The organism is Aetokthonos hydrillicola CCALA 1050, from assembly GCF_017591665.1.
In the GTDB taxonomy this organism is placed as follows: domain Bacteria; phylum Cyanobacteriota; class Cyanobacteriia; order Cyanobacteriales; family Nostocaceae; genus Aetokthonos; species Aetokthonos hydrillicola.
Window position 1 is genome coordinate 47,296 of sequence record NZ_JAAKGC010000045.1, and the last position, 15,599, is coordinate 62,894.

The following is a 15,599-nucleotide window of genomic DNA, read 5'->3' on the forward strand; positions in this document are numbered from 1 at the left end:
AAGGAAAAAGTAAAGCACCATTAACTGGGGGTTTTGTATTTTTGTTGTTAACTTGCTTACACCGCTCGGTTCTGTCCCTGTGTTGAGTATTGTGTTAACAAACTCGATAGCGCTAATAGACCCAAAAAATAGAACAAAGGAATCAGGGCTAGGGGCGTGGGTGTAAAGATGAGCGCCTCAGAAGGAAAGTCAATACCCAAGTTGTTCACGAAACTTCCTGGTTCACCATTAGCCAAACTACCTGAGTGCTTGCCCCCTTTGAACTATGAGAACCGCGTGTTCGCTTATTTCCATTCAACTGTTGCTCTGATAACTCAACAGGTGATGCTGATTGTGGTTGTTCCGGTTCCGGGTCACGAACATAAGCAATTAGAGTCATGGGGCTAACCTCTTCATCTAAATCCTCAGCTAGTCTGTTTAAAGCATTACAAAGATTATTCAGTGCATTGCCGTCTAGTCGCGGCATTGTTTTTGCTTTTCGTAAGCTAGAAACAGCATTAGGACTGATATTTAACTCTTTTGCCAGGTCAACCGATTTAATGTTGTACCTTGCCATGACCTCTCGTAATCTCCATTTAATCAAAGCTTGAGGCATAGAACTCTACCCTTTAACTTTACTTCTGTTAGTATGGTATCACAATACCAAAGCCAGGCTTGTATTTATAAAAGCATAAATCATATAAATAATTCTATAACTTGTTGATTTTCACGAAAATACAAGTTAGACTTGTATTTAAGCACAACAAAAGACGACCGCTCCAGCCTGGAAAACTTGTGCGATCGCCTTAGTAGTCCCGTTTATTCACAGGAATTTTAATCTATGCTACAACAACATTCTCTCATTGACAGTGACTCTCAAACCATCGCTCAGGCAGAACTTGATGCACACATCGAAGCTCAAGCCCAAGAGATAGCGCCTGAACCAGAAATTCAATTCATAGATCTAGACGGCTTCTACACCTATGAAGCACAACTAGCAGGTCAAGTTATTGCCACTATCACCCACGACTGTGAAGACTTTGTAACTCAGCCTTGGGTCGTCATGGTTGGTGAAGTAGAAGTTCACCGCGCCGATACTTGGGCGAAATGTGCTGATTACGTCCGTTGGCACTATAAACAAGGAACACTGCCTAAGTTAAGAACCAATACACCTGAAGAACTTTTGGATAAACCATTTGATGAGTTAAGCACCCTTGATTGGCAACGACTGAAAGACTACGAACCGCATAGCGCGGAATTGCTAGCCGCTTAAGGCTCCTGGGGTGGGATTCGCCCACCCTAAAAATCTTCTTTCACGTTGGACAACATAGGCAATGCAAGAACTCATTAAGGCTTTAATCAAAGCCAAATCAGAATTTTCTAACATCCAAAAAGACCGAGTAAACCCTCACTTCAAACACAAGTACGCCACCTTAGATGCTGTATTAGATGCAGTTACTCCTGCCCTTGGTAAGCATGGACTAGCAGTTGTTCAAACTACCGCTCTAGAAAGTAACAAAACCATTCTTCAGACTCACCTTTACCACGAATCAGGCGAGTGCATTACCAGCATTTATCCTCTCCCAGAAATTGGTGATTCCCAGAAGTTTGGTGCAGCCCTAACCTATGCCCGCCGCTATGCACTGTGCGCCATCCTTTGTGTGACTGCTGACGAGGATGATGATGCAAATCTGACAGTCACCACACTTAAAAAACAAAACAATCTCCAGTACAAAGTTAACAGCAATGGAGAGCAGCGCGGTGCTTTGGTTCCCAAAGTTGTAGCAACTGCGGGAGAACACCCTCACAATAGCCGTATTAGAGCGATTCGTACAATGCTTGGGATTGAGGGTAAAGCGGTAGTTGATTGGCTCAAAACTGAAAAGCTGGTTAACTCTCCCGCAGAACTTGACAATACACAGCTAAGTGAATTGGTGCAGTGGATGGGTGTGCAGTGGGCTGTTAAGCAAGGTGTTCAACATAACCAGGCGGCTAATAGCTTTGTCAAGCACATACCAGCTATGACTGCTCAGGGGTATGAGGAATTGGAAGCGATTAAGCAGTGGATGAACCATGTGCAGCAGCAAGCTGAACAAAAACTTTCTGTGAGTGTGGGGTAACAATTTCACCACTACGTAATATGTCACTAAAGACGAACACACATGACACACATCTTTAATAAAACGGTAAGCATTACTCTTGCTGTTGTTATATGCTGTAGTACAGTAAGACCTTCCATTGCTCAGCCTGTACCAGTATTAGCATTACCTTTGGTCAGCACCCCGGCGGGGCTAATTTTTATCGGTACTGTAGCTGTAGGGGGTGTGATTTGGTATATTTACCAAGACCAACATCACCGTAAGTTTAGGAGTAGAATAGCTCCCAGTGGTACTGTGCATAATGAAAATCATGAGCAGTATGAAGAAAAGCTCTTCCCTGACATGGGAAATAAGACCTGTCAACAGCTTGCAGACGAAGAGACAGTAAAGACAGGCAAGAAGTGGTACGTTAAAAACTGGGGACCTGTACCTTTCACCGGACCGTTATGGAATCCAGATGAAAAAGTAAAGTTTGAATGTACTATCACAACTGACCCTAATGCAGCGAAGAAAGGAGATTGATAAATGTATTATCAACAAATAAGAGAAGACTTAGGGATGATTGTATTAGTTTATCCGGATGGTCAGCGTGAAGATATTAACATCTTTTTCCGTCCAGGTAAGTTCAAAAAACCATCTGAGTTAATAGGAACACATGCAGTAACAGTAGAATACGCAAGGCATACCAAAGAGCAAAGCATGATCCGTGAGTTCAAAATTCCTCAACGAGTAGAAGCTATTGAGGTAATTGATAGAAGCCCAGACACAGAACATCACTTTAATCAGTTATTGGAAACCTACCCTGAGTACTTGCGTGATACAAAGTTTATTCAAATAGTCAAACTGTACTGCGTTTTTGACGAAGCGATCGCCAACACTCCTAAACAGGAACTGATTGTAGAAGAGAGAATTGGTCAGAATTACATTGATGACAGTGAAACTTTTGCTGCTTAACAGTAAAATAAGATTCTGATGAAAAACTTTTAGCCTTGTCCAAAAGGGGTAGTGTGCAACTACCTCTTTATTGTTTTTACTCAGCTTCTTGCCAACCTTCTATAGAAGCTATCAAAATATTAACCAATGGATGGTCAATTGCTTCTTTTAATGCTTCCTTACCCCCAGACTTAAGCGCCCCAATCACTCGCGCTTTCAAAGTTGGGTTCTTCTCTATTTCATCAACTGCCTTCGCTACAACTGTCATTTTTTCAGAGGTGGTTGTAGTGGGGTTGGTTTGCTCTAGCTGCTGTAGGAGTTGTTGGATTTCTGCTGCGGCTTCAGCGAGGTTCTGTTGTTGGTTATGGTTGGTAATGTTACCGCCTATTTGATGAGCGGCTACTGTATCAGCGTTTACTAGACCACCAGCGAATTGAGCATTGCGTAAGTCGTTATTAAATTGTTGTTTAGAACCTTCTGGCATTATAGTATCTCCTTGATTGTCAATAGTAACTGGACTGTTATTTACATCACCACTTATCAAAATACCTTTATGAACAGTAACGTTTTCAATATTAGTAGGACTTTTTAGCTGTTTTTTCGGGTCAGTCATATATAATCTTAAAGATTGATTATATTTTTCATAATATGTTTCTTTTAATTGCTCTTCATTAAGGTTTCCTGGTACTTTTACTTCTATAATTGCTCCGCTTTCTCCTCTTTTTTCGACTTTGACGATTTCAAGAGTACATTGATAGTCTACAGATAGGCTTTGTAGGACATAAAGAGCTAAGTTTGGGTTTACATCACGTTCATGATAAAGCTTAATAGTGTCTAATATAGACTGCACAAAAAGAACAAAATCATCGTTTTTAAACTCCCCTTTTGGTGGCATTTGGTCACGCTTGTCACCTTCTTCACTTAATTTCATGAAGATGTATTTACACTTAACATTATGAAGTTTAGTAGTTTTAGTAACTACCCAGTCTTGAATACAAGCTCCTGTTAACTTCGCCTCAGTTAAATCAACACTCTCAAATTGTGCTCGTACAAGCAAAGCTCCTTCTAAATCTGCTTCTTTTAAAGATGATTTGTAAAAATTTGTATTGATAAGATCCGCACCAGAAAAGTTAGCTTTAGATAAATTCACTCCTTGGAAGATTTTATTTTTAAAATTCTTTCCTTGTCCATTTCCTGTTATGAGCAGTTGACGTAATTCAGTATTTTGTAGGTAACTTGAACCAGGACGAACACGGTCAAGTTTTTTGGTTTTGTGAAAACAGGTACGAGTCAGATTAGCTTTTCTAAAATCTGTATTTTTGAGGGTAGCGCTCGTAAAATCAGCATCAGTTAAATCAGCATCGCGAAAACTTGTACCACCTATAGCTGCAATAGCAACAGCAATGTTGTGAATCACGACATACTTCTCATCTCCTTTCAATGCTCGCCAACTGATATAAATACTCAGTAATACGAAGGCAACTGCTCCGGCGAAGGCGATGGCTCCGACTCCGGTTGTGGCGAAGGCGAAGTTTCCGACGACGGCGAAGACGACGGCGAAGACGACGGCGACGGCGAAGGCGAAGTTTCCGGCGACGGCGAAGGCGATGGCGACGGCGATGGCGATGGCGATGGCGAAGGCGAAGGCGAAGACGACGACGACGGCTCCGATGACTGCGTAGGGGACGGCTTCAACGAAGCCTGTGGCGTCAAACAAGCCTCCGACGACGGCGATGACGAAGGCGACGGCGATGGCAAAGGCGACGGCGACGGCGACGGCGACGGCGATGGCTGAATTTAACCCTTGGCGAATTATAACTATAAAGACAACAATGACTACTATTAAGGCAGTCCAACCTGAAACTCGAATTTCTGAACTCTCAGATGCATGACTTATTAACACTCCAACAAAAGTCGATAAAAATCCTGCAAATCCGGACATTAACCACGAAACAAGCACTAAGAACGCTGTCCACCGCTTTTGCAATCCCGCTTTTACTTGGCTGAAATTCGCGCCTTCTAGATTAGCACCGCTAAAATCAGTACTTCGGATATCAGCACCGCTAAAGTTTGCTTCTGTCAAATCTTGATCCTTGAAAGAACGTCCTCTGAGATTTTGACCGGAGAAGTCCTGAGACATAACAAGAGTTAAATGTTGAATTAAGCTTTAATACACCACGAGTATCTAATTTTACGGCTAATAATGCAATATTTTTCTTTGACGGCTAACTCGAAGCTATCGCCCTCAATTTCTGTTTCCAAGATAAACCAGGTTCGTGAAAGAAATGTCCCAGCTTCAAGTATACTTTTCTACAATCTTGGATACTCGTGAAAAAGACGACCCCAGAAGCGATCGCTTCAATTGTTTAGGCGATCGCTCTCTGCGCAATGCCTGAATGCGATCGCACTCCTCCTCTGCTCACACGAACATTCAAGGTGCTTTGGCTTTTGCACTTGCCAGTGGACAATCTATTTTAGGTGCAGCAATTGACTGGTTGAATCGGCATCATTCATCTCTGTGTGTGCTTGAACTGTGGGCTTGAGGGTGCTGAAAGGGCGATTGCGCTCTTGCGCAGTGCTAGAGTGCGATCGCTCTTCAGAAAACTGCGTGAAACTTAATCGCCCACCCCCTCAATAGCTAGGTTTCATCGAGCTAGGTTTCATCGTCCAAATCGGCTAAAATCTTGTCTAGCCTGTCATTTGCATCCTTAGCAAGTTGAACGAACAATGCACTAGAAACTAGTCCACTAGCAGCTGTAACACTTCCTTGTGAAAGTTTATTTGACATGAGTAGTCCGGCTCCTGTCAGACAAGCAAAGAAAGAAATCGTGGTGGCTATAATGCTCATGTTGAAGCTGTAACGAGCTTGGCGCAAACGTTCATCAGCAATGCTATACTTTATCTGCTTATTTGGAACTGAATTTGATAGCACCCAAGCTAATGCATAAACTTCTGGGTACTTAGTGGCAATTATCAGGGTTAATTGGGTATGCATGGCTCACTCCTAAATAAGATTGTTTCTACGCCTTTAAACTTAGGAGTTGTCAAATAGAGAAAAAATTGCTCAAAAATAGAGTTATATAGAAGTGGTTTAGCTAGGTGAATCCCTCAGATACTCAAGAACAGCACAGCCAGTTTTTAGAAGCAATGGCAACACAGTACAGTTTCACGGGTGATACGCGAACTGTATTTCTCTATCGCTTTGATCAGGCGAACGGCGGTAAAGATAATACTGTCCTGGCTAGGTCTATTGACTGGAGTAGAAAGCCTGAAGATGGAGCGCAAAAACTTCAAGACGAGTTGAAGAAAATCTGTAATGTTTTGGGGAAAAAGGCTGGTTGTCCAACTAACCAACCAACCAGCAAAGGGAGAAAACTTAAAGGTGAGAGTCCTTGGGAACAAGCACTTAAATGGTTATGGGAAACCAAATATCCAGAATGGCAGCAAAGACAGAATCTAGGAAGTATTAATGAATACTTAGCTCTTGAGATTCAACCCAAGCCAGATGAAACAATTTTTGATGAACAAGAGATTTCATTTCGGGATTTGTATGTGCCTTTAAAGGTCAGGATACTTGATGGAAATGGCAATCCCATCAAAGATAAAGACCCTATTGATCTTGAAGAGTGGGCTAAAGAGACACTGAATGACAACGACAAGGACAAGAAAATCTTGTTTATTCAAGCAGATGCAGGCAGGGGAAAGAGTGTGTTTTGTCGCATGTTCGCCGATTGGGTTAGGGAAAATTGGCACCCAAAGAGTAACTTACAATCATCTTTCACACCCATTGTCATTAGATTGAGAAATCTCAAGGTGTTGGAGAATAGTCTCACCAAAACCTTTGAAAATTATTTAGAAACCTATGACTTTGTGAAGAATCCCAGCTGGCTAACAGATAAAAACACCCGATTTTTGTTTTTCCTAGATGGATTTGACGAGCTGTTGCTAGAGGGACGTGCCAGTGGTGGAATTAAGGAATTTTTGCAACAGGTAGAGCATTTTCAACAAAGTAGTCATCATCGGTTTATAGTCACTGGTCGTCCTTTGGCACTGCAAGGAATTGACCGTCTCATTACTCAAACAAAAAGTTTGGAGAGATTTGAAATTCAACTGATGGACGATTCTATTCGACAAACATGGTTAGAAAAATGGGCAGTTAAAGTAGGACAAGAGGAAGCTAATGAGTTTCGACAGTTTTTAGATTCTTGTCCCACAGACATTAAAGATAACTTAGCCAGAGAACCTTTACTTCTGTATCTACTAGCACGAATGCATAAAGAGCAGCATCTTAATGTACAAATGTTTGCTGAAGCTGAAGGTATTAGGGCAAAAGTTCGCATTTATGATAAATCAGTAAGTTGGGTACTTGAAAAGCAACGTCAAGACCAAAATATGCGTTTGACTGGATTTGATGATAAAGATGATCTGCGCTCCTGTTTGACTGAAGCAGCCTTGTGTGTTGTACAGTCAGGGAATGAATCTGCTAAAGTCACAATGCTAGTATCACGGCTTAAAAGTATTAACAATCCACTTGCTGAAGCGATTGAGCAAGCAAGAATTGAAATTAAAGATGAGGAAAAGTTTTTCAATAACCTATTGACTTCCTTTTATATTAAGCCTGCTTCTGGGGACAAAGAGGGTTCTGTAGAGTTTTGTCATAAAAGTTTTAGCGAGTTTTTATTTGCAGAACGTTTAAAAGAAAGTATTCTGGATTGGACAACAACAAAACCGACTAGGCGTCAACGTGAGCGTGAAGAGTACTTGACTTCAACGAATGAAATGAATAGGCAGATTTATGATCTGCTTGGCTACGGCGGTTTAACACGCGAGATTGTGGATTATCTGATGGCATTGTTAGCTGAGGATGAAGCGTTTAAGCCGATAAAATTATTTGAACGCTTGGAGAATTTTTACGAGTGTTGGTGTGATGGAGAGTTTATTGATGTAGTCATCGAAAACTTAGTCCAATTAAAGATGCAGGCATTAAAGACTCAAATACCAGAGCGGGAAACTCAACTAGGACTGCGACAGGTAGATATATACACGGGGCTAAATGTCATGATTCTGCTCCTAGAATTACACTGTTGCGCTCAAAATAATGATGAATTAAAGGGTAAAATAGTTTTCTATCTCTGTGGTCAAAAAGATAATGATAATTTTCAATCTGAGCGATTGCTTCGGATAATTAGTTACAGTAACAGCGTTAATTTAAATACTTTTTTAAAAACAGTTAATTCTTACCTATCAAGTGCTAAGCTCGAAGGCGCTAAGCTCGAAGGCGCTAACCTCATTCGCGCTAACCTTGAAGGCGCTAAGCTCGAAGGCGCTAAGCTCACTCGCGCTAACCTCATTCGCGCTAACCTTGAAGGTGCTAACCTCAAAGGTGCTAACCTCGAAGGTGCTAACCTCGAAGGTGCTAACCTTGAAGGTGCTAACCTGAGGGGCGCTAACCTGAGGGGCGCTAACCTCCAAAGCGCTAGCCTGAGAGGCGCTAAGCTCGAAGACGCTAATCTCGTTCGCGCTAATCTCGTTCGTGCTAACCTCGAAGGTGCTAACCTTGAAGGTGCTAACCTTGAAGGTGCTAACGTCGTTCGCGCTAACCTCGTTAGCGCTATCCTCGTTCGCGCTATCCTCGAAGGCACTATCCTCGAAGAGGCTAGCCTGAGGGGCGCTAACCTCATTCGCGCTAACCTGAGGGGCGCTAACCTCGAAAGCGCTAAGCTGATTCGCGCTAACCTCGAAAGCGCTAACCTCGAAAGCGCTAGCCTGAGGGGCGCTAACCTGATTCGCGCTAACCTGATTCGCGCTAAGCTGATTCGCGCTAACCTGATTCGCGCTAAGCTGATTCGCACTAACCTCTCAGGCGCTAACCTCGTTAGCGCTATCCTCGTTCGCGCTAACTTCTCAAGCGCTATCCTCGAAGGTGGTATCCTCGAAGGTGCTAACCTCTCAAGCGCTATCCTCTCAAGCGCTAACCTCTCAAACGCTAACCTCTCAAACGCTAACCTCATTCGCGCTATCCTCTTAGGCGCTAAGCTCTCAGGCGCTAGCCTCATTCGCGCTATCCTCATTGGTGAAAAAGGAGAGATTATTTGGGATAAAAGTACAAATTGGAAGGGTGTACGGGGGTTAGAAACTGCTCAAGTGCCAGAATCTTTAAAGCAACAGTTGGGTTTATGAAGAAGTAGAAAAAGCCTGTATATATCCTAACAAGATGGAACCACTGGAATCGTAGTCAGCGACGCCCAATCTACAGGAAAAGTCAAACCCTGACGACTGACGAGAAACTTGGAGGGGCTACCAATTTGAGTGCGATCGCTCACCAAACACCCTTTAAGCGTCACAGTATACACCTTGGATTGCTGCGGATTACTGTAATTAGTCACAGTGTAAGTTCCCGGAGGAATACTCGAAATAATCAAACTATTCCCACTCTTCACTGCAACTGGCTGAGCCGTCTGTGATGAAACTGTAGTTGTCTGTTGTGCAGTAGTGGCTGTTGTGGTCTTGGTAGTAGCAACTGTGTTTGAAGTGGTGGTTGTGCTTTGTGCAGTGCTGGAAGCGATCGCCCCACAAGAGTGAGAAGCATAAAGCCTTCTCCCAAGAAAAGAAAGCTTGACACCTGAATGCATCGTTAAGTGCTCATTAATAAAGTTTTGTAAAGAATCTTGCTGTTGTTACAAAGCGGTTACACCACTGTTACCTGAATCATGGTTTACTCATGATGGTTGGTAATTCTGCGTTACTTCGGTTTCAAAGGAGACTGCAATGTCAGGGACGGGTGCTGTCTGTCGTCAGTTCTTAGGGCTTGCTGTTAGTAGTGTTTGTTTGTTCAGTGCCAATTGTGCTCTATCCCAGATTACACCAGATAGGACTCTACCTAATAATACGACTGTCACAATCAATGGCAGCACATTTAATATCACTGGGGGAACACAGGCTGGACGAAATTTGTTCCACAGTTTTCAGCAGTTTTCTGTACCAGCGAATAATACGGCTTTATTTAATAATGGATCAGATGTTCAAAACATTTTTAGTCGGGTAACAGGGGGGTCAGTTTCAGACATACAGGGGACGATTCGTGCATTGGGGACAGCGAATCTCTTCTTCCTCAACCCCAATGGAATTGTTTTTGGACGTAATGCCAGTTTGAATGTTGGTGGTTCATTTGTAGCAACCACTGCTAATGCTATTCAATTTGGTAATCTTGGGTTTTTCAGTGCAAGTGCGCCAAATAATCCAGCACTATTAACAATTAATCCAACAGCCTTGTTTTATAACCAGATTATTCCGAGTGCATCCATTCAAAACAGTTCAATAGCATCAGCAGGAAAAGATCCAGCAGGTTTTGACGCCGTTGGTTTACGAGTTCCAGATGGGAAGAGTTTACTGCTAGCTGGTGGCAATATCAACTTAGATGGTGGAGGGTTGACAGCTAATGGAGGAAGAGTGGAATTAGCTGGCTTAGCTGCACCAGGAACTATTGATTTAAATGTTGCGGGAGATACCTTAAGTTTAAGTGCGCCCAGTAATGTGCAGCGAGGTAATGTTTCTCTAACAAATCAGGCGTTTGTGGATGTATCTGGTGCTGGTGGAGGAGATATAGCAGTTAATGCTGGTAATCTAGAAATGTCTAATTCCTACCTGTTTGCAGGAATTGGTACGGGATTGAGTAGCTTTAGTAGAACAGGCGATATTAATGTTAATGCTGATTCCATTGCTTTGGTGAATGGTGCTCAAATCGCTAATGTTACTTTTGGACAAGGGAATGCGGGGAATGTGATTATCAATGCTACCAAGAGCCTTTCTCTTGATAATGGATATATCTTCAGCACCGTGGGAGACGGGTCTAGTACACAGAATAACATCGTCAAAGGTAACGGTGGCAATATTGAGATTACTACAAATCAACTTTCACTATTGAATGGTGCTGCACTTGTGGCTAGCACCTACGCACAAGGTAATGCTGGTAATATAACAATTCGAGCTAGAGACGCGGTTACTTTTGATCGACTTAGTCAAGCATTTAGTGGTGTAGGTTCTGGAGCAGTGGGCAACGGAGGCAACATTAATCTGTTAGCAGGCTCATTTGTTTTAAGTAATGGTGCTCAATTGACTGCTAGTACTTCTGGAAAGGGGGATGCAGGTAATATCAATATTAATATTATTGATAATGTCTTTTTAGCTGGGACAAATAGTGGATATCCTAGTGGCATCTTTAGTAGTGTGGATTCAGGGGCTTTAGGAAAAGGGGGGAACTTAAATTTAATAACCGGAAGATTACTAGTGCGAGATGGAGCACAAATCTCTGCTTCAACTTTTGGTTTAGGTAACTCTGGTAATATAACGTTTAATACAGTAGATACTGTAGAACTAATCGGTACTTCTGCTGATGGTCGGCTTGCCAGTGGCATTCGTGCTGCTGTTGAGTCAGGAGCTAGAGGAAATGCAGGAAACTTGACAATTAACACTGGACGATTAGTAGTGCGAGATGGGGCACAAATCTCTGCTTCAACTTTTGGTTTTGGTAACTCTGGAAATATAAGGTTTAACACAGTCTCTTTAGTAGAGTTAATTGGTACTTCAGCTGATGGTCAGTTTGCCAGTGGCATTCGCTCTGCTGTTGAGTCAGGAGGTGTAGGAAATGCAGGAAACTTGACAATTGACACTGGACGATTAGTAGTGCGAGATGGGGCACAAATCTCTGCTTCAACTTTTGGTTTTGGTAACTCTGGAAATATAAGGTTTAACACAGTCTCTTTAGTAGAGTTAATTGGTACTTCAGCTGATGGTCAGTTTGCCAGTGGCATTCGCTCTGCTGTTGAGTCAGGAGGTGTAGGAAATGCAGGAAACTTGACAATTGACACTGGACGATTATTAGCTCTAAATGGAGCACAGGTATCAGCAGCAACTTTTGGACAGGGGAGTGCTGGTGATTTAACTTTTCGTGCAAGTGATTCTGTAGAGCTGGTTGGCACTTCGGCGGATGGTCGGTTTGCCAGTGGTGTAAGGTCTGCTGTCGAAGCTAGTGCTGTGGGAAATGGAGGAAATTCGACCTTTTTAACTAATCGGTTGCTGGTTCAGGATGGGGCAGAGATTTCTACAGCTAGTTCAGGAAAAGGAAATGCTGGTAACTTGAATGTGAGAGCTAATTTCATCACTCTAAATAACCAAGGCAAGCTCATAGCTAATTCTGTAACAGGTGAAGGTGGTAATGTTTCCTTAAGGGTGAACGATATTTTACTGCTGCGCCGTAATAGCCTGATTTCAAATACAAATGGTACTGCACAAGTAGGAGGAAATGGAGGCAATTTTTTCCTCAGCACTCAATTTCTAGTAGCACCTCTTCTTAATAATAGTGACATCATTACCAATGCTTTCAATGGCAGGGGAGGTAAAATTGACATTACTGCATCTGATGGAGTTTTTGGCTTTGATGTACGCAGTCAACAAGATTTGGCGAGGCTACGTCCATCTGATCTAGACCCACGTCAACTATCAACAAATGATATCTCTGCAATTTCTCAAAACAACCCGACCATCATTACCCCAGATGCTGACCCGAGTCGTGGCTTGATTCTCTTACCCACAGTCACCGAAAAACCCCCCAAGCTAGTCTCGTCTAACTGCACCGCCTTTAATGAAACAGCAGGTGGTAACAACTTCACCATCACCGGACGCGGCGGCTTACCCAAGAGTCCCTACGAACCCCTCACCAGCGATGCAGTATGGTCAGACACTCGCCTACCACTAACCACAGCACACCAAAATCAACCCAAGAAACAGGCGGCTTTAATCAAACCCAAACCCATAGAAATTGTGCCTGCTACTGGCTGGGTGTTTAATGGGAAAGGTGAAGTCACACTTATCTCTTCTGTGTCAAACACTACATCTAGTACTCCAATGAGTTGTGCTGCAAGGTGAAGAATTATCACGATTACCCTCCAGCTTCAAGCGATCGCTATTAGAAGTGGTGCTCTCGGGATACCTAACAGAGTGCGATCGCACAGAGCAAGTTATCATTGGGGGATACGCTGTCATCCTTGCACATAGGGTCGTACAGTTGTCTTGGTTGTGGGCTTTTACCCTTGTTCCAAGCGGCTAATCCTCCATATCCTTACTGGGATTGGTTTCTAGCCAACGAGTCGCACTACATGTTACAGTTTACAAGCCTGGATGCGAGAGAAGGAAAGTCGCAAAGTTTCTTTTGCTGTTCATATTGGTGTATCCTGTGAGGGAAGCATGCTTCAGCTTTACTATCTAAAGTAAACTCTGTGCGTCCCGAGCCTGTATAGATTTTTTTGTTTGTCCATCCTACGCGATTAACAAAGTCTTTCCATACTTTCTCATCATACTTGCTCGTACCTCCCAAACTTTGGTAAATGTTCTTCTGAACGCTAAAACCAAAATATCCCTTGCTGGCATATACCCAAAGAAAGTCGATGATACGGAGATCTGAACATGGGAATTTCTCTATAGCTTGTTGATCTAAATAGCCGTTGCTCCCTTCACCTGCTACTTGGATCATAAGGTTAGCTGTTTCGTCATCAGCTTTTTTCCATTCTCCGCTCCATAGGTAATCAGCAAGTTTACTATAGCTAAATGTAGCGAACTGCAAACAGAAACACTTCAAACTGCAAACAAGGCAAAATTGAAACCACATTAGCTGCAAATAAGGGTGGTCTCAAAACCACATTAGCTGCAAATGAAACCAGATTATTTGCAAACAAACCACATTAACTGCAAACAAACCACATTAACTGCAAATAAGCTGTAATGCATACCAGATAGGGATTAAGCCATTTTTGTGGCTTGTGGTGTCCAAATTATACGAACTTTTAAGCTGGACACATATGTACATTTCTTTATATATAAAACAGACACTTTTAATCCCGAAAAATTCGCCGGGTTGTATTTATCGTTTTTTGTAACTTTTGTGACCGAGCGTCTGCAAGAGAAAAAAGGGGAGGCGTGTCTTTTACCTAGATGTATTAGACCGCTGCTTAGGAATGTGTGGCTTCAAGCCTCCCCTTTTTTCGAGCGAGCAAATTGGTGACTAATTTCTTTAATTTCCGGATGATGCATACAAAGGAATTCCAATTTTTAGCATCTGGTCTCTCAAATCTTCTGTTCGACCTGGAGGTAATTGAGAGTGTAAAAAAGAGTTAATCTCGCTTGTCCGTACATTTAATAATTCAGCTAGTACTTTAGCACTATACCCATGACGCATTAAGCGAGGTTCCAAATCGTTAAGTCCAACAGCCAAAACAGCTTCAACCATTTCAATCGTGACAGGTTTGGTTGCAGCTTTATAGGCATCTTCAAATACTCTGTGCAAATAATGTTCGATTTGTAACGGAGTCGTTAGCCGTTGTGTTAACAACGCAATTGCCTCTTCGGTAATCAAATCTTCAGGTACATAACCATCGTGAACACACTCAGTTAATAGCCATTTAATATACTCGCCCTGGTGACCTCTAATACCTTCTAAGCTAAAAACATTAGTCCTAGCCCCAATTTCTTCTAATGATGGTCGGCGTAAATCGTTTTTTAGCTTGGGGTGTCCTACCAGAACTACAGATAAAGTACCACCATTGCTACGCACCAATTCAATGATTCGCTTAATTTGTACAAGCGTGCTGTGTTGAATGTCATGAGCTTCATCCACAAAAAGCACTACAGTTTTGCGACATTTTTGAATTAAAGCTAACAATTTTCGTTCTTTAAGTTCTGGTTGGGTCGGTGGTTTGGCATCTTTCTCTGTACTTAAGTCCCAAAACAAAGCTGTCATTAAAACCGACATACTAACCTTACCTTTATCAACGGCAAGGCTACGAGAAATAATAATGTCTTTTTCGGACACCAATTCCAATTGCAGTCGCTTCAGTGTAGTGGTTTTACCACAACCAACAACACCTGTTATGGCAATTAATCGACATTGCCTAACTTGGGATTTAAGTTCTTTAAAAAGATTTGTCTGTTCTTCGGTCTCAAAAAAACCCACATGGTCTAAGGTACGTTTGAGACCAAAATAATTCATGACATCACTCAACATGGTTTGTACCTGGTAAGGGGTTAAAGAAATCTTGAACTTGTTTCATCACCTCCTGCTTATCCAAAGTGTTGGAGCAAACCGAGTCAATATAAGCCATCTGCTCGGACGTGAGTTTAGCTAATGGACGTGCTAAATATTCTGCTATCGCCAGTTTTGCAGCAATGACTGTGCTGAAAGTTAATTCTTGGAAAGGGTTAGGGTCAACAAAGGGCTGTACTTTAAGTTCTTTTGTACTACTATGGAGTGAATAGGTGTCGGAACGAACAGTGACTGAACTTGGTAAAGACAACTGTTTAGCTAAAGATTCAATCCGGTCAGCCCGTTTTTGCGTCCGTGTTTTCTTAAAACTACGATAACGATGTAGAGGAATTGGACCGTCTACAGGAACAAAAGGTCCATAGCGACTCTCAGAATGTTCTACGTACAGTTCGTTATCGAACAATCCCCACCAGAGAACTACGGTTTCCCCCGCTAAATCTGGTTCAACTTCATAAGCCACTCCTTCAACAGTAACGCGAGCATCAATCCCCACC

Annotated in this window: 14 protein-coding genes and 1 pseudogene; 8 read left to right on the top strand and 7 right to left on the bottom strand. The window is 42.5% G+C overall.

Annotation, left to right across the window (positions count from 1 at the left end; translation table 11 throughout):
• Window positions 1-205: 205 nt before the first annotated feature.
• The gene (locus G4P69_RS21460; protein ID WP_208340613.1) at window positions 206-595 is read right to left on the bottom strand and encodes a helix-turn-helix domain-containing protein; all 390 of its coding nucleotides are present in this window, start codon (window positions 593-595) and stop codon (window positions 206-208) included.
• A gap of 225 nt (window positions 596-820) precedes the next feature.
• Here G4P69_RS21460 and G4P69_RS21465 point away from each other — a divergent pair, with 225 nt between their 5' ends.
• From G4P69_RS21465 to G4P69_RS21480, 4 genes are all read left to right on the top strand, one after another.
• A complete protein-coding gene (locus G4P69_RS21465; RefSeq protein WP_208343570.1) occupies window positions 821-1,252 on the top strand; it encodes a hypothetical protein in 432 nt (143 codons plus the stop codon).
• A 61-nt stretch (window positions 1,253-1,313) separates the two neighbouring features.
• Window positions 1,314-2,099: an ERF family protein gene (locus G4P69_RS21470; RefSeq protein ID WP_208343572.1), complete on the top strand. Its 786-nt coding sequence runs from the start codon at window positions 1,314-1,316 to the stop codon at window positions 2,097-2,099.
• Window positions 2,100-2,141: 42 nt separating this feature from the next.
• A complete protein-coding gene (locus tag G4P69_RS21475) occupies window positions 2,142-2,600 on the top strand; it encodes a hypothetical protein (RefSeq protein ID WP_208343574.1) in 459 nt (152 codons plus the stop codon).
• Between the two features lie 3 nt (window positions 2,601-2,603).
• A complete protein-coding gene (locus G4P69_RS21480; protein WP_208343576.1) occupies window positions 2,604-3,032 on the top strand; it encodes a hypothetical protein in 429 nt (142 codons plus the stop codon).
• Window positions 3,033-3,108: 76 nt separating this feature from the next.
• Here the strand turns inward: G4P69_RS21480 and G4P69_RS21485 are convergent, their stop codons facing one another.
• Complete coding sequence (locus tag G4P69_RS21485; protein WP_208343582.1) at window positions 3,109-5,151, bottom strand: pentapeptide repeat-containing protein; 2,043 nt, start codon at window positions 5,149-5,151, stop codon at window positions 3,109-3,111.
• 256 nt (window positions 5,152-5,407) lie between these two features.
• Between G4P69_RS21485 and G4P69_RS21490 the strand changes: the two genes are divergently transcribed.
• Entirely contained in the window at window positions 5,408-5,554 is a 147-nt protein-coding gene (locus tag G4P69_RS21490) for a hypothetical protein (protein WP_208343584.1), read from the top strand.
• A gap of 110 nt (window positions 5,555-5,664) precedes the next feature.
• On the opposite strand, the gene G4P69_RS21495 is transcribed toward G4P69_RS21490, so the two are convergent.
• Window positions 5,665-6,006 carry a TRADD-N-associated membrane domain-containing protein gene (locus tag G4P69_RS21495; protein WP_243902514.1) on the bottom strand — a complete coding sequence of 114 codons (342 nt, stop codon included), beginning with the start codon at window positions 6,004-6,006 and terminating at the stop codon, window positions 5,665-5,667.
• Window positions 6,007-6,110: 104 nt separating this feature from the next.
• On the opposite strand from G4P69_RS21495, the gene G4P69_RS40275 reads away from it, so the two are divergent.
• Entirely contained in the window at window positions 6,111-9,191 is a 3,081-nt protein-coding gene (locus G4P69_RS40275) for a pentapeptide repeat-containing protein (protein ID WP_208343587.1), read from the top strand.
• A 26-nt stretch (window positions 9,192-9,217) separates the two neighbouring features.
• Here the strand turns inward: G4P69_RS40275 and G4P69_RS21505 are convergent, their stop codons facing one another.
• Window positions 9,218-9,643: a hypothetical protein gene (locus G4P69_RS21505; protein ID WP_208343588.1), complete on the bottom strand. Its 426-nt coding sequence runs from the start codon at window positions 9,641-9,643 to the stop codon at window positions 9,218-9,220.
• 136 nt (window positions 9,644-9,779) lie between these two features.
• Between G4P69_RS21505 and G4P69_RS21510 the strand changes: the two genes are divergently transcribed.
• Together G4P69_RS21510 and G4P69_RS21515 are read left to right on the top strand one after the other, a co-directional pair.
• Window positions 9,780-12,935 (top strand): two-partner secretion domain-containing protein, encoded by a 3,156-nt coding sequence (locus G4P69_RS21510; RefSeq protein WP_208351020.1) that lies wholly within the window; start codon window positions 9,780-9,782, stop codon window positions 12,933-12,935.
• Window positions 12,922-13,116 (top strand): hypothetical protein, encoded by a 195-nt coding sequence (locus G4P69_RS21515; protein ID WP_208343590.1) that lies wholly within the window; start codon window positions 12,922-12,924, stop codon window positions 13,114-13,116. Before G4P69_RS21510 ends, G4P69_RS21515 begins: the two co-directional genes overlap by 14 nt.
• Window positions 13,117-13,161: 45 nt before the next feature.
• Here the strand turns inward: G4P69_RS21515 and G4P69_RS21520 are convergent, their stop codons facing one another.
• The 3 genes and pseudogenes from G4P69_RS21520 to G4P69_RS21530 form a co-directional block, all read right to left on the bottom strand.
• Entirely contained in the window at window positions 13,162-13,629 is a 468-nt protein-coding gene (locus G4P69_RS21520) for a GUN4 domain-containing protein (protein ID WP_208351022.1), read from the bottom strand.
• 447 nt (window positions 13,630-14,076) lie between these two features.
• Window positions 14,077-15,051, bottom strand: a complete 975-nt coding sequence (locus G4P69_RS21525) for an ExeA family protein (RefSeq protein ID WP_243902721.1) — start codon at window positions 15,049-15,051, stop codon at window positions 14,077-14,079.
• A gap of 4 nt (window positions 15,052-15,055) precedes the next feature.
• Window positions 15,056-15,599 (bottom strand): annotated as a pseudogene (locus tag G4P69_RS21530) (IS481 family transposase); the annotation flags it as partial.